The organism is Aliiglaciecola sp., assembly GCF_039982535.1.
GTDB lineage: Bacteria > Pseudomonadota > Gammaproteobacteria > Enterobacterales > Alteromonadaceae > Aliiglaciecola.
Genome location: NZ_JBDWYG010000007.1, coordinates 262,816 through 285,647 on the forward strand (window position 1 = coordinate 262,816; position 22,832 = coordinate 285,647).

17 protein-coding genes are annotated in these 22,832 nt (G+C 41.7%); 4 read left to right on the top strand and 13 right to left on the bottom strand.

Annotated features, from left to right (window positions below; all coding sequences use genetic code 11):
• Positions 1-9 precede the first annotated feature (9 nt).
• A complete protein-coding gene (gene prsR, locus ABJV04_RS01185; protein WP_348489271.1) occupies positions 10-1,371 on the top strand; it encodes a PEP-CTERM-box response regulator transcription factor in 1,362 nt (453 codons plus the stop codon).
• A 155-nt stretch (positions 1,372-1,526) separates the two neighbouring features.
• Here the strand turns inward: prsR and ABJV04_RS01190 are convergent, their stop codons facing one another.
• From ABJV04_RS01190 to ABJV04_RS01205, 4 genes are all read right to left on the bottom strand, one after another.
• Complete coding sequence (locus ABJV04_RS01190) at positions 1,527-2,102, bottom strand: thymidine kinase (RefSeq protein ID WP_348489272.1); 576 nt, start codon at positions 2,100-2,102, stop codon at positions 1,527-1,529.
• A gap of 92 nt (positions 2,103-2,194) precedes the next feature.
• Positions 2,195-4,111, bottom strand: coding sequence for a bifunctional diguanylate cyclase/phosphodiesterase (locus ABJV04_RS01195; protein WP_348489273.1), 1,917 nt, complete (start codon positions 4,109-4,111; stop codon positions 2,195-2,197).
• A gap of 323 nt (positions 4,112-4,434) precedes the next feature.
• On the bottom strand, positions 4,435-5,649 hold the full coding sequence (gene srmB / locus ABJV04_RS01200; protein WP_348489274.1) for an ATP-dependent RNA helicase SrmB: 1,215 nt from the start codon (positions 5,647-5,649) through the stop codon (positions 4,435-4,437).
• A 108-nt stretch (positions 5,650-5,757) separates the two neighbouring features.
• Complete coding sequence (locus tag ABJV04_RS01205) at positions 5,758-6,990, bottom strand: multifunctional CCA addition/repair protein (RefSeq protein WP_348489275.1); 1,233 nt, start codon at positions 6,988-6,990, stop codon at positions 5,758-5,760.
• Between the two features lie 118 nt (positions 6,991-7,108).
• Between ABJV04_RS01205 and ABJV04_RS01210 the strand changes: the two genes are divergently transcribed.
• Positions 7,109-8,011: an AAA family ATPase gene (locus ABJV04_RS01210; protein WP_348489276.1), complete on the top strand. Its 903-nt coding sequence runs from the start codon at positions 7,109-7,111 to the stop codon at positions 8,009-8,011.
• Position 8,012: 1 nt separating this feature from the next.
• Entirely contained in the window at positions 8,013-9,068 is a 1,056-nt protein-coding gene (locus ABJV04_RS01215; RefSeq protein ID WP_348489277.1) for a general secretion pathway protein GspB, read from the top strand.
• Positions 9,069-9,124: 56 nt separating this feature from the next.
• Here the strand turns inward: ABJV04_RS01215 and ABJV04_RS01220 are convergent, their stop codons facing one another.
• The 9 genes from ABJV04_RS01220 to mutS form a co-directional block, all read right to left on the bottom strand.
• Positions 9,125-10,327, bottom strand: coding sequence for an HD domain-containing phosphohydrolase (locus tag ABJV04_RS01220; protein ID WP_348489278.1), 1,203 nt, complete (start codon positions 10,325-10,327; stop codon positions 9,125-9,127).
• A 164-nt stretch (positions 10,328-10,491) separates the two neighbouring features.
• Positions 10,492-11,094, bottom strand: coding sequence for a 3-isopropylmalate dehydratase small subunit (leuD, locus tag ABJV04_RS01225; protein WP_348489279.1), 603 nt, complete (start codon positions 11,092-11,094; stop codon positions 10,492-10,494).
• Between the two features lie 3 nt (positions 11,095-11,097).
• A complete protein-coding gene (leuC, locus tag ABJV04_RS01230) occupies positions 11,098-12,498 on the bottom strand; it encodes a 3-isopropylmalate dehydratase large subunit (protein WP_348489280.1) in 1,401 nt (466 codons plus the stop codon).
• Between the two features lie 40 nt (positions 12,499-12,538).
• A complete protein-coding gene (gene leuB, locus ABJV04_RS01235; protein ID WP_348489281.1) occupies positions 12,539-13,645 on the bottom strand; it encodes a 3-isopropylmalate dehydrogenase in 1,107 nt (368 codons plus the stop codon).
• A gap of 7 nt (positions 13,646-13,652) precedes the next feature.
• Positions 13,653-15,212 (bottom strand): 2-isopropylmalate synthase, encoded by a 1,560-nt coding sequence (gene leuA, locus ABJV04_RS01240; protein ID WP_348489282.1) that lies wholly within the window; start codon positions 15,210-15,212, stop codon positions 13,653-13,655.
• A gap of 400 nt (positions 15,213-15,612) precedes the next feature.
• The gene (locus ABJV04_RS01245) at positions 15,613-16,254 is read right to left on the bottom strand and encodes a hypothetical protein (RefSeq protein ID WP_348489283.1); all 642 of its coding nucleotides are present in this window, start codon (positions 16,252-16,254) and stop codon (positions 15,613-15,615) included.
• Positions 16,255-16,334: 80 nt separating this feature from the next.
• The gene (eno, locus tag ABJV04_RS01250) at positions 16,335-17,627 is read right to left on the bottom strand and encodes a phosphopyruvate hydratase (protein ID WP_348489284.1); all 1,293 of its coding nucleotides are present in this window, start codon (positions 17,625-17,627) and stop codon (positions 16,335-16,337) included.
• Positions 17,628-17,733: 106 nt separating this feature from the next.
• Positions 17,734-19,365 carry a CTP synthase gene (locus ABJV04_RS01255; protein ID WP_348489285.1) on the bottom strand — a complete coding sequence of 544 codons (1,632 nt, stop codon included), beginning with the start codon at positions 19,363-19,365 and terminating at the stop codon, positions 17,734-17,736.
• Between the two features lie 187 nt (positions 19,366-19,552).
• Positions 19,553-22,132 carry a DNA mismatch repair protein MutS gene (gene mutS / locus ABJV04_RS01260; RefSeq protein WP_348489286.1) on the bottom strand — a complete coding sequence of 860 codons (2,580 nt, stop codon included), beginning with the start codon at positions 22,130-22,132 and terminating at the stop codon, positions 19,553-19,555.
• A 145-nt stretch (positions 22,133-22,277) separates the two neighbouring features.
• Between mutS and pncC the strand changes: the two genes are divergently transcribed.
• Entirely contained in the window at positions 22,278-22,781 is a 504-nt protein-coding gene (gene pncC, locus ABJV04_RS01265; RefSeq protein WP_348489287.1) for a nicotinamide-nucleotide amidase, read from the top strand.
• The last annotated feature ends 51 nt before the right edge of the window (positions 22,782-22,832 follow it).

The window sequence follows — 22,832 nt, forward strand, 5'->3', positions numbered from 1 at the left end:
CCAAAAGACGTGGATAGAATATTAGTAGTTGATGATGACTTAGGAATCCAAAAACAACTTAAATGGAGCTTAAGCGAATACGAAGTCGTTTTCGCAGAAGATCGTCAATCTGCAATCAACCAGTTGCGCAGATATGAACCTAAAGTTGTAACCCTCGATTTAGGTTTGCCTCCTGATCCTGCCAATGCTTCTGAGGGACTCGCTGCTCTGGAAGAAATTTTAGCTTTATCACCGCAAACCAAAGTGATTGTGGTTACCGGCAATAATGATAAAGAAAATGCTTTAAAAGCTATCGCCCTAGGCGCCTACGATTTTTATCAAAAGCCCATAGATTCAGACACTATCCAGATTCTGATTAATCGCGCAGCAAACCTATTTGATCTTGAACTTGAAAATAGACAGCTCGCTAAAAACACCTCATCCATGAGCAAAATTATCGGTAATAGTGAATCTATTCAGTTAGTAAGTCGCAAAGCTGAAAAGATTGCGCAAACCGATATCAGTACTTTATTGCTGGGTGAAAGTGGTACAGGTAAAGAAGTATTTGCCCGCAGTATTCATGATCACAGTCTGCGCAAAGATAAACCTTTTGTTGCCATCAACTGTGCTTCAATTCCTGAAAACCTATTGGAAAGTGAACTTTTTGGTTATGAAAAAGGGGCCTTTACAGGCGCTAATAAAACGACTATCGGTAAAATTGAAACAGCCCAGGGTGGCACCGTATTTTTAGATGAAATTGGTGATATGCCCCTTGGTTTACAGGCTAAAATGCTACGTTTTTTGCAAGAACGAGTGATTGAGCGGGTAGGGGGAAGAAGCGAAATTCCTGTAGATATTCGGGTTATTTGTGCAACTCACAGAAACTTACAAGATATGGTTACTGAACAAACCTTCCGTGAAGATTTGTTCTACCGTGTGGGTGAAATTATTATTAGTATTCCGCCTTTAAGAGAGCGGGAGAACGACGTTATTTTATTAGCGAAAACCTTCTTAAATCAGTATAACGAAGAGTTTGGGACCAAAGTAAAAGGACTCAGCGATGGCGCCGTAAAAGCGATGTTACAACATCGTTGGAACGGGAATATTCGCGAGCTGCAAAATAAACTAAAATCAGCGGTTATTTTAGCCGAAGGCAGTACTATTCAGGCTGACGACTTAGGCTTAATTGTACGTGAAGATGGTGATGAAAGCGTTGACAGTCTCAATTTACGTGAGGTCAGAGAATTAGCCGAAAGCCGTGCTATTCGACGAGCTTATTATCAATCTGAGAAGAATATGTCGAGAACCGCCGAATTACTAGGAGTAACGCGTCCAACGTTATATTCACTAATTGATAAGTATCACTTAGATGACATTAAAACCGGTGCCTAATCGGTTAACGTTAACCTGAAAGATAACAATGCCTTAGGATTACAACCCTAAGGCATTTTAGGTTTAGGGGCGCACGTTTTAATCTATTGTTTATCCGGTCTGTTGTCCGAGCTATTAAATGCTGATTCGAGCAAAAATTATTCGACTGAATGGTATTATCCAACCAATTCGGTAAAGTGCTTACGGCACATAGATTCATAAGTATCGTTGCCGCCTACTTGCACCTGTGCTCCGTGTTTTACTGGTTTCCCTGTTTCGTCCCAACGAACAACGAAATTGGCTTTTTTACCGCAATGACAGACGGTTTTTAATTCAATCATTTTGTCTGCCCAGGCCAATAAATAATGACTGCCCTCGAAGGTTTCTCCGAGAAAATCAGTGCGCAGACCATAGGCTAAGACTGGAACATGGAGTTGATCAACAATCCTAGTTAATTGTTTGACTTGCTGTTTGCTTAAAAACTGTGCTTCATCAATAAAGATACAATCAATTTTTCCACTTTCTTGTAACTCTTTTGTATTTTTGTATAAGTCAGTTTCTCGATTGAACAAATGGGCATCTGATTTTAAGCCTATACGAGAAGTTACTTTTCCAATACCGTAACGGTCATCTAAGGCAGCGGTGAATATTTCTGCTCGCATGCCACGTTCTTGATAATTGTACGCTGATTGTAATAATGAGGTGGATTTACCTGCATTCATTGCAGAATAGTAGAAATAAAGTTGGGCCATAAAGCTGCTCTAAAAACTGGGTTATACAACACAGTTGTGTTTTAAAAGTTGAAATAAAGGTGTGTATTTAATCGAGTTAAATGTTGTCTAAGTTACGTTTCAATATTTTCTACCCAGCGGCGTAGTTCATCGTTTATTATCGGTTTAGAAAATAAGAACCCTTGTAAATAATCCACACCCATCTCAGACAGTTTGAGTGCTTCCTGTTCCGTTTCGATACCCTCAGCGACGGTTTTGCAACCAAACTGTTTGGCAATAAACAGGGTTGCTCTGATTATTGCTTCTCCGCCTTGATGCATGTTCAATACAAAAGAGCGGTCTATTTTTATGGTGTCAAAATTGAGGGTTTGTAATTGACTCAAAGACGAATAGCCTGTTCCAAAATCGTCAATTGAAACTTGTACATTTCTATCTTTGATAGCGTTTATTTTGGCTTTAACTTTGTCTTTATTATCAGCAAACATAGACTCGGTTATTTCTAAGTGAAGACGCTCTGGTTGTAGTTTGCTGGTATTTAACGCTTTATCTAATATGCCAATAAAATCTGAATCTAATAACTGGGTGATTGAAACGTTTACTGAAACCGATGCATTAGGGCTATGTTGCCACTGACTTGCATCAATACAGGCTCGATTGAGTACCCAAGCCCCAATTTCGTGAATTAACCCTGTTTGTTCTGCTAAGGGGATAAAAGTATCTGGGCCAACTAGATTACCATTGAAATTCCAACGTAATAACGCTTCAAATGACCATGGTTCCTTGGTCTTGCACTTCACTATAGGCTGGTAACATAAATACAATTGCTTGCGACTAATGGCTTCTTGTAAACCGTTACGTAAGTTTTCGATTTGTTTGAGATTTTCAAATAAATCTTGGGTAAACATTCTTGGCTCAGATAAATGTAATTTCTTTTGCTCGAACATGGCAAAATCGGCCAATTGTATTAATTCAGTTTCGCTGGAAGTATGTTCAGGTAACATGGCTATGCCAATGGTTGCACTGACACAAAGTTGATTTGACATAACATCAAGGGGTTGGGAAATACGCGCTAACAACGCATTAGCCACAGATATAGCTGTTTCATGGTCCGCATAAGGTAATACCATTAAAAACTCATCACCACCCCAGCGTCCCGCTTGGTAATCGTTGGCAAATGCGCCAATTCGGCCTGCTACTTCTACTAATACCGCGTCACCTACTTTGTGGCCGAGGGTATCATTAACCTTTTTAAAGCCGTTTAAATCAATGAAAAGTAATGCTACTGAATGGCCGCTTTTAATGCTCTTAGCTGCAGTTATAGATAATTGATGGATAAATGCTTCGCGGTTGTAAAGCTGAGTTAGAGGATCCAAACTAGACAGCATTCTAATTTCATCTGTCCGTCTCTCCACTTCTTTTTCTAAGTTTTCTTTGCTTGCAGTGACTTGACTGTAAGCTTGGCTCAACTCTTCGTGAACCGCATCATTTTGGGCTATTTCTTGATGCATTTTTTCTAAAATATGCTTATTTTCGTTGCGTAGTTTGACCGCTTCTTCGGTTAAATCAGCCGCTCGAGCTGCTGAGAAAGTGATGGAAATATTGTATAGAATTCCCAAACAGCCAATGAATACATGAACGGTAACCCCTGAAAACAACGCCATACAGGATGCGGGTGTGAGTAAAAGGACGGTATACAGAATAGCGGTCTTTTTGTGACCTGAGAGCGCGGAATTAGCGCCACTAGACAGTGTACAAAGCATGGCAAAGGTCAATGCCAGCTCAGTTAAATCCATACTTTCGTAAAAAACTACGGAATAAATACACCACATCAACGACAGGGAAATAACCCCCAAGACTACACGATTTCTCGCCCCTAGCGCTTGGTATTTTGTTCGCCGTAATTTAATTAGCCAATACAACCAATCAATGAATCTGAAAGCAGTAATAAGGGCAACTACACTGAGCCAGGTAAGTTTTAAGCTGTGGGTATTTGGTGTGTCTAACGCAAAAACAAGAAAAACAGCCGCCACTAAGCTGCCGATTAATCCGAAAAGTACATTTTCGTATATAGAGTTGGTTTTATCTCGTAAATTTGCCTGATTGATTTCAAAAACGTTGTTAATGGCAGAACCCCTTCTAAAAATCAGCCAAATTAATTAATCAGCGTAAACTATACACTCCAACATCATACAACTTTTAGATAAACAGGACTATTAAACTATCCAAAAAAAACTAACCCCAAAAAATAGCTTATTAAGCTAACGTTTGCTGGCCAAACTAACTAGCATAGCTAGTTAGTCATCAGGTTCTATTTAAAGGCTTGTAGCGACCTTGGGGGTTTAATTATCTAATTTTACTTTTTTTTCTTTGGACGCTTAATTTTCTTCTTTGCAGATTTCGGTTTTTTCTTTTTAACCGGCGCTTTGGCTTCTTTATTTTTGGGTCGCAAATCGTCTATTACGCGGCGTTTTAAACGTTGTTGTGTATAACGTTCAATTTTCGCAATGATTCCCATCTCGTGAGCTTCAGCAATGGATATTGCCGTTCCTTTTTTCCCTGCTCTACCTGTTCGTCCGATACGATGAACATAAATGTCAGCTGTTCTAGGGAGATCGTAATTAATAACATGGCTAATGTTATCTACATCAATACCCCTTGAGGCAACGTCGGTTGCTAGCAGGATATTGATTTCACCGTCTTTAAATCGTTGCAAGGCACTATTACGTTTGTCTTGGGGCATCTCACCTTGTAACCAAGAAATCGTAAACCCGTCTCGTTCGAGCATTTGTTTAAGCTGATTTAGTCGGTCGCGGGTTTTCACAAAAACCACTGCAGATTGAATCTGATTACTTAGGATACTTTTGAGTAAATTATATTTGTGAGCTGAATCATCAGCTAAATGGATCCATTGCAGAATTTTCGCATGTTCTTTGCGACTTGGATTTGCCTCTAAAGATACCGGGTTGGTCAATAAATCTTTAGCAAAACGGGCAATTCCTGCTCCCTCTAGGGTGGCAGAAAACAACATGGATTGTTTACGCCAGCGAGCTTCAGCAGCAATTTGGTTTACAATAGCCGAAAAGCCCATGTCCAACATGCGATCTGCTTCGTCTAACACTAAGCTTTCAATGTCACGGCAATCAAAACTTTCTTTTTCAATATGTTCGAATAATCTACCTGGGGTGGCGACTAAAATATCCAGATTTTTTTCTAAGGTTTCGCGATCAGTCCCATAATTAATGCCGCCGGTAATTACCCCACACTCCAAGTCAGTATACTTGGTGATTTGTAATGCTTGCTCGTAAACTTGCAACGCGAGTTCGCGGGTAGGAGTCAAAATAAGAATTCGACATGAGCCAGGCTGTTGGCGAGGGAAGTCGAGTAGAAACTGACATGCTGGTAAAAGAAATGCAGCGGTTTTACCGGTCCCCGTAGGCGCATTGGCTAAAATGTCTTGTCCTTCCATTGCTGGCGGGATCACCAAAGATTGGATACTGGTTGGAGAGGTATACCCCATATCGGCTACGGCTTGACATAACTTTTCGTCAAGATCTAATTCATCAAACATATTTTTCCGTGGATTCTAGTCGCTTTTACATAATTGCCGCAATTATAAAGTAGTTAGGCAATTTAGGGCAGCCTTAATTGATTTAACGCTCCCTATGGATCTAGGCGGCTATTTTTCAGTATATCTTTGCTTAAAGTCTCGAATGGCGTGTATGCGTTTTTCGTTTAATCGCAATTTAATATTTTTACCCACAGCACCAGCTTCAATAATAGATTTCACCGCGACAGCATTTGCCGCTTCAAAGGCTTCCCACATAAAATTAGCTTGGGGATAATCCCTGTCCTCAAGGCCCGCTCGCCCTTTTGCATCTGCGGTGCAAGTTGTCAGTAGATCTTTGAATCGTTCAGGCTTTCGCCAAGCATCACATTGATTCAAAACCTTTAATATAGTCGCGGGTCTCAATTCTAAGGCTCGATGAACGTGAGTATGGTACTCACTGGTCATAATCGCCAACTCTTTACAATCGTTAGGTACTTTCAAACGTTCGCTTAGTGCACGGATTGGCGCAACACCTAATTCTTCATGCTCTCGGTGGGAAGGCCATTGGGCGGGGTCGGTAAGACCTTTACCCAAGTCATGAACTAGAGCTGCGTAACGTATGGCTAAGTTATCAGTGAGTTTTGCCGCTTGTTGAATCACCATCATCGTATGGATACCGCTATCTATCTCAGGGTGCCACTGCACAGGGTTTGGAATACCCCATAATATATCCAATTCAGGGAACCACACTTTGAGAGCGCCACAAGCTCTAAGTGTTTCAAAAAATATATCGGGATCATTTTCTAGCAAAGCTCGCGAGGTTTCTTTCCATACACGTTCAGGTACTAGGTGATCTAACTCTCCTTGCGCTACCATTTGTTTCATTAACAGTGCGGTTTCTGGAGCAATCTGAAAACCGTATTGATGATAACGTGCAGCGAACCTAGCGACTCTGAGTACCCTGAGTGGATCTTCTGCAAATGCAGGGGAGACATGACGCAAAACACGATTGTCTAAATCTTTTTGACCGTTGAACGGGTCAAACAGTTGTTGATTTTGATCCAAGGCCATCGCATTGATGGTTAAATCTCTGCGCTCTAGGTCCTCTTCAAGGGTGACATCGGGGTTACTATTGACTACAAAACCGGTATATCCTTTACCACTTTTTCGTTCTGTACGTGCCAAAGCATATTCTTCTTTGCTTTTGGGGTGCAAAAATACCGGGAAATCACTCCCGACCTGAGTGAAACCTGCTGCCAACATTGAATCAACGGTTTCACCAACCACCACCCAATCTCGGTCATGAACTTCTCTTTCGAGTAGTTTGTCACGCACTGCGCCACCGACTAAAAAGCTCTGCATTAATTCATAACTCCCTTTATGGTTTATAGGATAGATACCATAGTAAGCAGTCTTTGAGTTAACCTCAAATAGTGTTACCTTATTCGTCGCAAATTTAGATTGGTTTTTATAAGCACATATGTACCTAAATTATTTTGGATTGTCCGATAACCCGTTTTCCATAGCCCCTAACCCAGATTATCTTTATATGAGTCCGCGTCATAAAGAAGCCTTAGCTCATTTGATTTTCGGGTTACGTGAAAGTGGCGGCTTCGTCATGCTTACTGGTGAGGTTGGCACAGGGAAAACCACAGTCTCGCGAAAACTATTGCAGCAATTGCCCGACAATACCCAAGTGGCTATGATTCTAAATCCGACGCTTTCAGCAATAGAGTTGTTGGCAACGATATGCGATGAATTAAAAATTCGTTATCTTAAAAAGCAAGCGAGTTTGAAATACTTTACCGATAAAATCTTAGATAAACTCACAACAAACCACTCTAACGGTATCAATACCGTACTGATTGTTGATGAGGCGCAACATTTATTACCAGAAGTGTTAGAGCAACTGCGACTGTTAACTAATTTGGAAACCAACCGGGAAAAACTGCTAAAAGTGGTTTTAATTGGCCAGCCTGAGTTACAACAGTTGTTAAAACGTAATGAATTAAGGCAACTAGCTCAACGTATTACCGCCAGATACCATTTACTTCCCCTTTCATCATTGGAAGTAAAAAATTATATATCACATCGACTTTCTGTGGCTGGCGGACACGAACGCATTTTCAGTCAACCTACGTTACAAGCGATTTATCAAATTACCGGCGGTATTCCGAGGGTCATTAATCTGCTATGTGACCGAGCGTTAACCCTCACATTTACCAAGCAGCATCCCATTGTTCGTCGTCATATTTTTATTGCCGCAGCAAGACAAATTTTAGGTGATGATGTGGTTAAGCAGCGACAGGGCAAACAATGGACGCTGATCTTAGCTGCAAGTTTTCTAGCCGCTGCCTGCGTTGGCTATATGGTAGGGGCCTAAAATGACTCAAAAAATTAGTGTCGAGCAACTTAAAGTCGGTATGGTGATTATTAAAGTTACGGCTCAAAATGGCCCAGTAAAGATTAAAAAATCAGGTCTTGTTAGCAGCACAGATATGGTCAATGCGTTAGCTGAAATGGGCGTACAGGAAGTTGAAATCGATCCCGATATGACGGTGGAAGTGAAAAAGCCGAAAATTGCGAAATCGAAAACTCAAAAACTGGTTGAAGATACCAGTACTGTTACCCAAAATATTGACCAAGGGATTTCCGAGCAGTTTAATCGCAGCTTATTTTTACCCTCGGTACAAGAGTTACCAGAGGCGTGGCAGTATTATGGGAAAAAATCGCTGATTGCATCTGTGGTTATCGCTGGCGGTTTTTGTTTTGGTCTGATGCTGGCAAATCTAACAGTTCTTACCCATTTATTTCATTCCTCACCTGACATTGTGCAAATTCAACCCCCAATGGCGAATGACAACCTTGAGCTCGTCGACCCAGAGGTTTCCCATGATGAAGTCGACCCCAAAGCCGAATCCAATATTGAGCAGGCCAATACTGATGTCCCCAAGCCGCAGCAAGTGATATCAGAACCCCTTGATGAAAAACCGACAGAGCAGAAGCAAATCTCTGAACAGAGTGATTCTATTGATGAAACGGCGCGACTATTGGCAGAACAGCAAGCTGAAGAAGAGCAAATACAAGCCGCTGAAGAAAGTAATATTCCGCCTGAGCTGTTGCAGCGTTTTCGTAATGCCTTAGCGTCGTTAGGCGAAGAGACACCAGTTGATCCGGCAGACAACTCGCAATCTATTAAAGATGTGCCTACCGTTAGCGAACTTCCGGCTTGGGTCTTGTTGGAATTACCGAGTTTAGCATTCTCTGCTCATATGTACGTTTCAGCACCCGAGGAAAGGTGGGTTAGGGTTAATGGTAAAAAGGCCGTTGAAGGACAGGAGATTGACGACGGACTCGTTTTACAGGGAATAGAACCACAACATGTGATCATGTCATTTAAAGGCCAAGAGTTTAGTATGGAAGCCTTATCAGATTGGTAGATATTGTTGCTGTTCCGTGGGCATTTAACTACAACTTAAATGCCCATGGGATAAGTTTATAAAGCAGTTATTAAAATCTCTTTTAAAAACTTGGTTAGATTTAAACCAAATTCTTCCGGTCGAACTGCACTGACAATTTTCACGTTTACCTGGCTTAAATCGAGCTTTTTCACTTCAGAATAGCTAGAGGTTTTTATGTTGTAAAAAGCCGCAACGACAGGTTTCATGGGCGTCTCTTTATTGCCACGCATGATTATTGCCAACCTATCATTATCTAGCTTTACCAAGGAGCCCACAGGGTGTACGCCTAAGCACTTGATAAATTGAGCAACTAAAGCCTGATCATAACTTTCATCGCTTAGGAGCTTAACCAGCGCTTTGGAAGGTGTTACCGCCTTACGAAATGGTCGATCGTTAATCATCGCATCGTAACTATCGACAATGCCAGCCATTCTGACGTATTCACTGACATCATGTTCACTTTGTGCATCGGGATAGCCTGTGCCATCAATACGTTCGTGGTGGTTAAAGATAATGTCTTGTACCGGAGCCGTTACATCACCACAACGGTCGACTAAATCCAAACCGATATCTACGTGAGTGGTTATAATCTCTTTTTGTTGAAGCGTTAGTCGTCCAGGGGATTGTGTTATGTCTTTGGGCATATTGGTCATGCCTACATCCATTAACAATCCGGCCAAACTTAACTCTTCAATGGCTTGTTGTCCCATATCGCGGTACTTTGCAAACATCGTTAACAAAATGGAACAGTTTAGGGAGTGTTCTAATAGATATTTACCTGATTTATTGAGCAAAGTTAAACAACTAAGCCCGCTTGGCATATTTATTACTGATTCGATTATATTTGCGCTTAAATCCTTCACATCAGAAAGTGATGGCGTATCGTTGGCAGCTAAACGCTTAAAAAAACGACTTTGAATAATCAACGCTTCGTCGTATAGCTTAGTCGCAGCTTCGAGCTGTTCACTATCGCTATAGTTTTTAATTTTGGTATCCGCTGGGGGAGGTGTTTCTTTGACATTGTTTTGCTCTGCTTCTGGAGCAACAACTGGCGGAGGTAAGTTACTTCGGGATAAGTCAATTTCTACTTTAGTTACCCCTTTGTTTTTTAACATATCGATTGATTTAACAGATTTAACTAGGCCTTTTGTTTTTATTTTTAATTTGCCTTTTTGTTCGATAACTTCATTAACAAACATGCCTGGCTTTAGATCTTCGATTTTGATCGCTTCAAGCATTACTACCCAATACTCCCAACAGATTTTTTAAAATTTTAAATTGCACAGGATTTTATCCCAATAGTAATGTCAAATCTTCATTTAAATGGTGGTTTCTAGATAAAAAAAAGCATCCAGGCAAGGATTTTACTCCATCTAACCTGGATGCTTGGATTGCATGAGAACTATCTTAACCAAGCTAATGCATTATTTTCATAATCTAAAATTTTATCGTCAAGCTCTAACGTTTGACCGATAGCATCAAGCCCTTTAATCAAATTGTTTTTATGATGTTCGGGGATATCAAAGTGATATTCCTGTTCAGCTACTTTGACTATTTGATTGGGTAAATCAATGAAAATTTGTGTATCAGGTTTGTCTTTAACCAAAGCAAAAAGGTTATTCATTTCCTCATTGCCAAGGCTGATGGGCAATAGTTGGTTATTGATACAGTTACCATAAAAAATATCTGCGAAACTGGTAGCAATAATCACACTATAACCAAAATCAGCAAGTGCCCAAGGCGCGTGTTCGCGACTTGAACCGCAGCCAAAGTTCTCACGAGCAAGGAGAATGCTAGCACCCTGATATTCAGGTTTTGTTAGGGCAAACTCTGGGTTGACTTCTTGTTCGTGTAAATCTAAATAACGCCAGTCGTGAAACAAATGTTTGCCGTAACCTGTGCGCGTTACACCAGTCAAAAATTGCTTTGGAATAATTTGATCTGTATCCACATTGGCTTGATCAAGTGGCGCTGCGGTTCCTAAATGGGTTGTGAATCCTGTCATCATTTACTCCTGCAAATCTCGTACATCAGTGAAGTGACCAGTGATCGCAGCTGCAGCTGCCATTGCTGGAGAAACTAGGTGGGTTCTTGCCCCACGGCCTTGGCGACCTTCAAAATTTCGATTGCTGGTTGAAGCACATCTATCGCCTGCTTGGAGAATGTCATCATTCATACCCAAACACATTGAGCATCCTGGTAAACGCCATTCAAAACCTGCATCAATGAAAATTTTGTCGAGTTTTTCTTCTTCTGCTTGTTGCTTGACGGAAACTGAGCCTGGAACGACTATGGCAGTCACACCGTCTGCTACTTTACCCTTTTTAGCAATTTGAGCTGCCGAACGTAAATCTTCGATTCGACTATTAGTACAAGAACCGATAAACACATTATTGATAGCTACGTCGGTTAACTTAGTACCTGCTTTTAAATCCATATAAGCAAGCGCTTTGCTGGCTGATTCACGTTCAATTGGATCGCTATAGTCTTCTGGTGTTGGAACTGTGTCGGTAATTCCCGTTACTTGACCGGGATTGGTTCCCCAGGTTACCTGTGGGGTAATATCTTTTGCCTGTAATTCAACTACTTTATCAAAGTGCGCGCCATCATCGGAATGCAAGGTTTTCCAGTAGGCAACTGCCTTATCCCAGGTTTCACCTGTTGGTGCATATTCGCGGCCTTTAATGTACTCAAATGTAGTCTCATCAGGTGCAATAAAGCCTGCTTTTGCACCCGCTTCAATGGTCATATTACAGACGGTCATGCGTTCTTCCATGGACAAACCACGAATCGCTTCTCCGGCATATTCGATAACATAGCCAGTTGCTCCGGCATGACTAATTTCACCGATAATGGCGAGAATAATATCCTTTGCAGTAATGCCAATGGGTAACTTGCCATTCACATTAATTAGCATACTTTTAGCTTTGCTCTGCTTTAATGTTTGGGTAGACAATACATGTTCTACTTGTGAGGTACCAATACCAAATGCAAGTGCGCCAAAGGCCCCGTGAGTAGCGGTATGTGAATCACCACAGACCACTGTCATACCAGGTAGAATTAAGCCAAGTTCAGGGCCCATTACATGGACGATACCTTGCTTTTGATGGCCTACAGGAAACAATTCAATACCATGTTCTTTACAGTTATTGGCAAGGGTCTGTAGTTGCAATTGATTTTCTGGTCCGCAAGCATCTATTGCTAAGGAACGAGTAGAAATACTATGGTCCATGGTTGCAAAGGTTTTTTGGGGACATCTAACTTTACGACCTTTTTCATTTAACCCTGCAAATGCTTGTGGCGTGGTGACTTCGTGGATTAGGTGACGATCGATATAAATAAGATTATCTTCACCCAATTGATCGACAATATGGGATTCCCAAATTTTGTCATATAATGATTTTGCCATTTTTAATTCCTAAATTTTGATCTCAGCCCTACGGCCAATTTTAGCTATTTTGCGCTGCTGATAAAATATGCTGACAAATAACATCACCTACTTGAGATGTTGTTTTGGCCAAGTGACGTTGTTCTGGAGGAAGTAGCTCTCCAGTTAATACACCTTCAGCTAATGCTTTTCGTACCGCATCATCAATTTGATCCGCCGCTTCGCTTTGATTCAAGCTATAACGCAGCATCATTGAAGCTGACAATATTTGCGCAATAGGGTTTGCAATGCCTTTACCAGCGATGTCCGGTGCTGAACCGCCAGCAGGTTCAAACATACCAAACCCACTTTCGTTGACACTTGCCGATGGTAATAGTCCCATGGAGCCGGTAATCATAGCGCACTCATCAGAAATGATGTCGCCGAACAAATTAGAACACAGCATCACATCAAACTCGTTAGGATAACGCAGTAATTGCATAGTGGCGTTATCAATATAGATATGTTCCAGTTGGACTTCTGGATAGTCTTTTGCCACTTCTTCGGTTACTTCACGCCATAAGCGTGAACACACAAGTACATTTGCTTTGTCGACTGAGGTCACTTTCTTGCCGCGCTTCATTGCTGCTTCAAAGGCACTTTTAGCAATACGACGTATTTCACGTTTTGAATAACGCATGGTGTCATAAGCAAACTGCTCTTCACCTTCGCCTTCTAAACCTTTAGGTTGACCAAAATAAATGCCGCTGGTGAGTTCTCTGATAACTAATACATCAAACCCGCTTGCCGCGATGTCTGCGCGAAGGGGAGATAATGATTCTAAGCCAGCGTATATTTTTGCAGGTCGTAAATTACTGAATAAATCGAAATGACCACGCAATGCAAGTAGGGCTGCTCTTTCTGGGCGTTCTTCTAAGGGCAAACTGTCCCACTTAGGGCCGCCAATTGAGCCAAACAAAATCGCGTCTGCCTGTTCGCAGCCTTTCAGCGTATACTCAGGTAGTGCTCGGCCATGATTATCGATGGCTAAACCACCTACATCATACTCGTTCAGAGTAAATGACAATCCACACGTTTTTTCAACTGCACTGAGTACTTTTCTGGCCTCAGCCATGATTTCTGGACCTATACCGTCTCCTGGTAAAACGGCAATTTCATAATTAGACATGTACTTATTAAACCCCTGCAATTTTTATTTGTTGTTTCTTTTGTTGATCGATTTGATCAGCTAAATGTGTGTTGTTCAACACATAAATTAGAGCTTTGACTCCTGATTCCACTATATCTGTGGCAAGGCCGATACCGTTGAAACGACGACCGTTATATTCAGCAATTAGGCTTACTTGCGCTAATGCATCAGCCCCTTCACCTTTTGAATCCAATTTGAAATCAACCACCTCGACTCGGCTGTGACCAATGGCTTTGGTAATGGCATTAAACGCTGCGTCTACAGGTCCGTTTCCTACGGCCGACTCAGTGATTTCAGTGTCTCCGATACGCATTTTCACAGTGGCGCTAGGAATAATTTCTCGTCCTGAATTCGCTTGTAAATACAGTAATTCGAAATGCGCTTCGTCTTGTTTTTGTTGATCAAAAAACAATAGTGCTTCTAAATCGTAATCGAATACCTGACCTTTTTTATCGGCTAATTTCAAAAATGCGCCGTAAATCGCTTCTAAGTCGTAGTCGCTTTGTTTATAGCCTAACTCAGTCAATCGATGCTTAATCACATGTCGACCTGAACGCGAGGTTAGGTTCAAGTTGTTTTTGTTAATGCCGACACTCTCTGGGGTCATGATTTCATAGGTATTTTGTGCTTTAAGTACACCATCTTGGTGAATACCAGAGGAGTGACTAAATGCATTAGCGCCAACGATAGCTTTGTTGGCCTGTACAGGCATGTTGCACAACTGGCTAACTAATTTTGAGGTGCGAGAAATTTCATTCGAGTTGATATTGGTTTGCAATCCCAACATAGCTTGGCGAGTTTGCAAAATCATGGCAATTTCTTCAAGAGAACAGTTACCTGCTCGTTCACCTATGCCGTTTATGGTTGCTTCAACTTGTCGAGCGCCATTTTCAACGGCAGCTAAGGAATTCGCCACCGCTAAGCCTAAATCATTGTGACAATGTACTGAGATAATCGCTTTATCGATATTTGGAACGCGGTTAAATAAGTTCTGAATGATTCCGCCAAACTCAGTAGGTGTTGTATAACCAACTGTATCTGGGATGTTAACGGTTGTTGCACCAGCGTTGATAGCTGCTTCGACCATACTGCACAAGTAATCGATATGTGTGCGGCCTGCATCTTCGCAAGAAAATTCTACGTCATCGGTATAACGGCGAGCGTGTTTTATGGCATGCACAGCCATTTCAACTACTTCGTCTTGGGATTTTTTAAGCTTGGCGCCAACATGGATATCAGAGGTAGCGATAAAGGTATGAATCCGAAACTGATCGGCAACCTTTAAGGCCTCGCCGCAGGCGTCAATATCTTTTTCAAGGGCTCTAGATAAACCGCACACAGTGGCATTTTTGATTTCTCTGGCAATACTTTGTACCGATGCAAAATCACCTGGTGAAGATACCGGAAAGCCAGCTTCAATAATATCAACGCCTAAACGTTCAATGGCAAATGCAATTTGCAGTTTTTCTTTAACAGTGAGACTTGCGGGCAGCGCTTGTTCGCCATCACGCAAGGTTGTATCAAATATTTTCACTTGATTAGACATATTTTTTCTCCTGTTAAGTATATTGCCCATACAAAAAACCCGTGCGTTGCACGGGTTTTAAAATCAGTTGTGACATTTACAACCTACCCGTGCAGTCTCGCTGCCAGAAGTAGTAGGATGTTCAGTAAAGCTATTTTATGCAAAGCCACATTGCTCTCAATTAATCAAATTTAGAGTAAATTCTCTAGTGGTGTATTTGTATCCTTTATCAGCCTATGCGTCAACCTTAGTTAATAAATCCTTATATATCGCTTTGGAATAACTAACCTTAACTAGGGATAAGCAACGGAATATTATGCATTTTAATGGCAAAATGGGACGAAAATGGAAATTTGTTTACTTATTGAACGGGTTTATGATGTGTATTCACCTGAGGTGGTTTATGGCGATCTCAAGTTGCTTATTTATACGTTTTCCAATTGATGGTAGTGGATAACAATAATTCTCTTAAGCTGAGGGTTCGAGGAATGGTTTTTCCTTTGTGATTCCAGCTATGCCCACAACATGCTGCTGTGATATTACTTTTATTTGGGATCAGTAAGGTCTTGCTTTGCAGTGAATGTTCATACTCACCTAAATATACTCCATTGAAATCAAACCAGCCATGTTTATTGAAGTGCAGTTTATGCTGCTCTTTATCGATTCTATCCACAGAATCTAGCTCAATGGTTTCAATTCCCATGTCATTGATACAAATCGGCGAGGGTAGACCCATACGCGCATAATTGCTGAACCAAGCAAATGATTTTTCCCCATCATATTTGCTACTCACACATTTAGCCGATTGTTTGGCCTGCCAACTACCATTGTGGATATCCACTTGGATTGGATAGTCTTGAGCGAGTAGGTACTCGGCGGCATTTTTAATATGGTAGGGTAAACCTGACAAACGACGCTGTAACAAACGTATATTATTCGGCGCGTTTTTGCTTAGTGAATGCAATTCTCTTTCATACAGGGCATTACACAGCTCGGCAAAATGGCGCTGTCTTTGATCTGAGGCGAATATATCAACTTGTTGTTGATGATTGGTATCGGACATTATCTGATTTATATCAGACAATTAGAGTAGTTGTAAGCATGTACCAGATAAAACTCAGGCTGGTACATGCTCATTAGACTTTATTGACCTTTAATTTCAGCGCGACCGCCGTAACTAACTGAGTCACCTAAAGCTTCTTCAATGCGTAGCAATTGATTGTACTTAGCTACACGATCAGAACGGCAAAGTGAGCCAGTTTTGATTTGTCCAGCCGCTGTACCTACTGCTAAATCAGCAATGGTTGCGTCTTCAGTTTCACCACTACGGTGAGAGATAACTGCGGTGAAACCTGCATCTTTAGCCATCTTGATGGCGTCTAATGTCTCAGAAAGTGAACCGATTTGGTTAAACTTAATAAGAATAGAGTTACCTACACCGTTATCGATACCGCGTTTTAGGATTTTGGTGTTTGTTACAAACAAGTCATCACCGACAAGTTGGATTTTATCGCCAACTTTGCCAGTTAGGTAAGCCCAACCATCCCAATCGCTTTCATCCAGACCATCTTCAATAGAGATAATTGGATATTTAGCAGATAGGTCGGCTAAATAGTCACTGAACTCTTCAGAGTTGAATACTTTACCTTCGCCTTTCATGTTGTACTGATCATCAACATAAAACTCAGATGATGCACAATCTAGGGCTAGAGTGACGTCTTTATCCATCACATAACCAGCAGCTTCAACGGCTTGAATAATAACCTTAAGGGCTTCTTCGTTAGAGCTTAAGTTAGGTGCAAAACCACCTTCATCGCCTACCGCAGTGTTCAAGCCTTTAGCAGACAATACTTTTTTCAGGCTATGGAATATTTCAGCGCCCATACGCAAAGCTTCACGGAAGTTAGGTGCGCCTACCGGCTGAACCATAAATTCTTGAATATCGACGTTATTATCAGCGTGCTCACCACCATTGATGATATTCATCATTGGAACTGGCATTGAGTACTGGCCAGGTGTGCCGTTAAGCTCAGAGATGTGTTGGTATAAAGGAACTTTTTTCTCCATTGCCGCAGCTTTCGCTACTGCCAATGAAACCGCTAGAATAGCATTAGCTCCAAATTTTTCTTTGTTTTCAGTTCCATCTAAGTCGATCATCACTTGATCAACTGCGCGTTGCTCAAGTGCATCTTGACCAAGCAATGCTGCTTGAATGTCACCATTGATAGCAGCAACGGCTTTAAGTACACCTTTACCTAAGTATCTGGATTTATCGCCATCACGCAATTCCAATGCTTCACGAGAACCGGTAGATGCGCCAGAAGGTGCACAAGCTCGTCCCCAAGCTCCACTTTCTAAATAAACGTCTGCCTCTACAGTTGGGTTACCACGCGAGTCCATTACCTCACGGCCAATAATCTTGCTGATTTTTGCCATTCTTGTTGCCTTATAAAAATGTTTAATTTACGTTCTAAGCACTCCGCATAATAACGCCTCAGATAAGGCTAATAGTTATTATGCGAATAGGCGCTTGGTTTTTCTTTTAATTATTATTTTTATGGTATTCACCAGCGGCGTGCACAAACCCAGTAAATAATGGGTGGCCGTCACGGGGTGTAGAGTTAAATTCTGGGTGGAACTGGCCTGCAATAAACCATGGGTGATCAGGTAGTTCAATTACCTCAACCAAACGTTTATCGGTAGATAAACCAGATACAACTAAACCAGATGCTTCGATTTCACTACGAAGATTGTTATTCACTTCATAACGATGTCTATGGCGTTCATAAATTTCCGTATTGCCATAGGTTTGGTGAACCTTTGTATCTGGAATTAAATGACACAGTTGACTCCCCAAACGCATTGTACCACCAAGATCAGAGCTTTCATCTCTGACCTCTGTACTGCCGTCTGAGTCTTGCCACTCAGTAATTAAACCTACCACAGGGAAAGGTGTCTCTGGGTTAAATTCAGTACTGTTGGCATCGGTCATGCCTGTCACGTTTCGGGCGTACTCGATGAGTGCCACTTGCATGCCTAAGCATATACCTAAATAAGGTATTTGGTTTTCACGAGCATATTTTGCTGCAGCAATTTTGCCTTCAATGCCACGTTCGCCAAAACCGCCTGGAACCAATATCGCATCCAAATCTTGCAGTACGCTTTCGCCTTTGCTCTCAATATCTTGAGAATCGATATAACGAATGTTAACTGAAAGACGATTTTTTAAACCAGCATGTTTTAGTGCTTCGTTAACCGATTTGTATGCATCGGGCAATTCTACATATTTGCCGATCATGCCAATATTGACTTCGTCATTTGGATTAGACTCAGCATATAGAACTTGTTCCCATTCGGTCAGATCGGCTTCAGGGCATTCTAGACCAAAACGTTGAACGACTAATTCATCCATACCTTGGGCTTTCAATCCGGCAGGTATACGGTAAATACTATCTACATCTTTTAAACCGATAACAGCTTTATCGGGGACGTTCGTGAACAATGCAATCTTTTGACGCTCGTTTGAAGGAAGTGCGCTTTCTGAGCGGCAAACTAAAATATCTGGTTGAATACCGATAGAACGTAATTCTTTCACGGAATGCTGAGTAGGTTTAGTTTTCACTTCACCAGAGGCTGCCATGTAAGGAACCAAGGTAAGATGCATATACATGGCACGTTCGCGCCCAAGTTCTGCACCTAATTGGCGAATTGCTTCAAGAAACGGTTGAGATTCTATATCACCTACTGTTCCGCCAATTTCAACAATCGCTACATCTACACCTTCAGCTCCTTCTATTACACGACGTTTAATTTCGTTGGTAATATGGGGAATAACCTGAATGGTTGCACCTAGGTAGTCACCACGTCTTTCACGTTTCAACACTTCTTCATAAACGCGACCCGTGGTGAAGTTGTTACGTTTGGTCATACGGGTACGAATAAATCGTTCGTAGTGGCCTAAATCTAAATCTGTTTCTGCACCGTCATCGGTAACAAATACTTCGCCGTGCTGAATGGGGCTCATGGTGCCCGGATCCACATTAATGTATGGGTCCAGTTTGAGCATCGTAACTTTCAATCCTCTAGCTTCGAGGATTGCAGCTAACGAAGCTGCGGCAATACCTTTTCCAAGTGATGAAACCACACCACCTGTGACGAAAATATAATGTGTCATGTGTAACCTAAGACGTTTGGAGTTGATAAGAATACTTGACCAAGGAACCGACAAAAAGATCGGCATATGGACGGCTCAACAGTATACGGAAAGCTGCGTTTCCATACAACGAACTTTTTCATTTAAGGGCGACAAATTTTGATTTGAAATAATCTGAATTTTGTCAGCCCCATGAACTTTCAAAATCTCAGGATTGTTTACTCATTTCCTTCAATGAATATACCAGAGCGAGAGCTTCTTTAGGTGTTAATTCATCGGGTTCAATTTGATTCAATTTAATTCGTAAATCATCCACTGAATCTAACAGGTCAAGTTGTTGTGAGTGATCACTTACTGCTAGTTCACTACTATCAATACTGGGTTGTTTCTCCAAAATGGCGAGTTTCGTTTTGGCTGAACGAATCACGCTTTTAGGCACACCAGCCAATTGCGCCACTTGTAAACCATAACTGCGGTTCGCTGGACCTTCTTGAACAGCATGCATAAAACGAATTTCGTCGTTGTGTTCAATGGCATCAAGGTGCACATTGGCTAGGCTATCAAGTTCGGCTGCTAATTGGGTTAACTCAAAATAATGGGTGGCAAAGAGTGTGTAGGCGTTAATTTTTGAAGCAAGGTATTCGGCACATGCCCAAGCTAAGGATAGACCATCATATGTGCTGGTGCCGCGACCAATTTCGTCCATTAAAACCAGGCTGTTCGCCGTTGCATTATTTAAAATATTCGCCGTTTCAGTCATTTCTACCATAAAAGTAGAACGTCCAGAAGCGAGGTCATCAGAAGCTCCTATGCGGGTGAAAATTCGGTCGATTGGTCCAATGGTGGCTTGTTGCGCAGGTACAAATGAACCTATATAGGCCATCAGCACAATTAACGCGGTTTGCCGCATGTAAGTTGATTTTCCGCCCATGTTTGGTCCAGTAATAATCAACATCCGTCTTGATGGTGTCATAGCTAAGGGATTGGCGATAAAAGGGCTTTTCATTACACTTTCTACCACTGGGTGGCGACCTTGCTCATAAAAAATCCCAGTCTGTTCACTCATCTCCGGGCAATGCAAATTTAGGGCTTCCGCTCGTTGGGCTAAATTACAAATCACATCTAGCTCGGCAAGGCCCATGGCACTTAGCATAAGTTCATTTAATTGGGGTAATAGTAAATCGAACAACTGATCATACAATTGTTTTTCTAACGCCAAGGCACGCCCTTGGCTGGTGAGCACTTTGTCTTCGTGTTCTTTAAGCTCAGGAATTATATAACGCTCGTTATTTTTTAGGGTTTGTCGACGGACATAATCTGCAGGGACTTGGTCAGCAAAACTGCGACTAACTTCAATATAATAGCCGTGAACTTTATTGTAATTTACTTTGAGGGAAGGGATGCCTGTACGTTCTTTTTCGCGGATTTCCAACTGCTCTAGGTAGTCTGTTGCGCCTTTGGCTAAGTTCCTCAGTTCATCCAACTCTTCATTGTAGCCTGGGGCAATAACTCCGCCATCGCGAATTAATACCGGCGGGTTAGGGATGACGGCCTTAGATAAAAGTTCACCAAGTTCAGGGAAGTTGTTGATATCTTCACTTAAGTTTGCAAAGTCAGGCCCTAAATCTACTAATTTTTGTTGGATTTCTGGCAGCATGACGAATGCATTAGCCAACCTTGAAAAATCTCTAGGTCGTGCTGAACGTAAGGCTAACCTGGCTAAACAACGTTCCATATCCCCGACGGATTTAAGCATGTCGCGTAAATCTTCGTATTCATCTTCATGTAGGGCCTTTATTTGTTGTTGGCGGCTATTTATGACCTGTAAATCGCGCACTGGGGTTTGGATCCAGCGTTTTAATAACCGACTTCCCATTGGGGTGACCGTGAAATCTAGAATACTCGCTAATGTATGCTCTACGCCGCCAGATAAATTTAAGGTTAATTCTAGATTGCGCCTTGTGGCTGCATCCATGAGCACAGTATCGTCATTGTTTTGCAACTGAATATTGCGTATGTGTGGTAAAGCTGAGCGTTGGGTGTCTTTAACATATTGAACAATGCATCCCGCAGCACAAATGGCAATTTTCGCATTTTGAATACCAAAACCATTGAGCTCCTTGGTACCAAACTGTTGGTTTAACTGCTTGCTGGCGGTTTGGAAATCAAACTCCCAAACTGGACGGCGGCGTAAGCCCGCGCGATCGTCGATTAAATGTAGATGGCTAAACCCTTCAGGATATAGCAACTCGGCTGGATTGCAGCGCTGCAATTCCGCTAATAAGGCTTCTTCACCGGGCAGTTCAGAGATACTAAAACGGCCGCTGGTAATGTCGATTATGGCAAACCCGAATGTCTCTTTTTGGGCAAAAACTGCGGCTAATAAATTATCTTGTTTATCTTCTAATAAAGCTTCGTCGGTAACCGTACCCGGAGTTACAATGCGCTGAACTTGTCGCTCAACAGGACCTTTGCTGGTGGCGGGATCACCTACTTGTTCCACAATCGCCACCGATTGCCCCATTTTAACTAAACGAGCGAGATAACTTTCTACCGCATGATAGGGCACGCCAGCCATGGGAATGGCATTACCACCTGACTTACCTCTAGCAGTTAAGGAGATATCTAATAGCTCAGAGGCTTTTTTCGCGTCATCAAAAAATAGCTCGTAAAAATCCCCCATACGATAAAATAACAGAATATCTGGATGTTCAGCTTTTATGGTTAAGTACTGACGCATCATGGGAGTGTGGCTATCTAGATCTGACTGTTTAACGCTATTACTCATTGAGGTTGGGATCTCTTTGCAGGTTGAGGTTATGCTTGAATAAATGCCTTATCTAAATAAGACAGGTAAAAACAATTGGGCATTATAAGAAGTATGGGTTTTTTTTCTAGCAGTTGTTAGTACAATCTGCCATATAAAAAATATAATGGAGCATATTCGTTCTATGTTAACCGAATCTATTGATTTATTAGCCCATCAACTGGGTCAACAGTTAACCCAAAAGGGTTGGACAATTAGTTGTGCTGAATCTTGTACCGGCGGTGGTGTTGCTTTTGCAATAACCAGTATTGCTGGAAGTTCTCAGTGGTTTAAACAATCATTTGTGACCTATTCTAACGAAGCGAAACAATCTTTATTGGGAGTTAGGCAAGAAGTCTTGATTTCATTTGGCGCTGTGTCGGCTCAAACAGTGGAGCAGATGGCATCTGGATGTGCACAAAAATCCCAGGCCGAAGTAGGCGTTTCCGTTAGTGGGATTGCTGGTCCCGATGGTGGTTCAGAAGATAAACCTGTTGGCTTAGTTTGGTTTGGCTTTTATATCAATGGCGAAATTTTTACTGAAAAACAGATTTTTTCTGGCGATCGTCATCAAGTTAGATTGCAAGCTATTGAGTTTGCTTTGCAACAGACCAGTCACAGAATTGGTTAAGCAATACATGGTTTTGGCCAGTTAAGCCTTGTAACTTTAGCGCGGATTTTT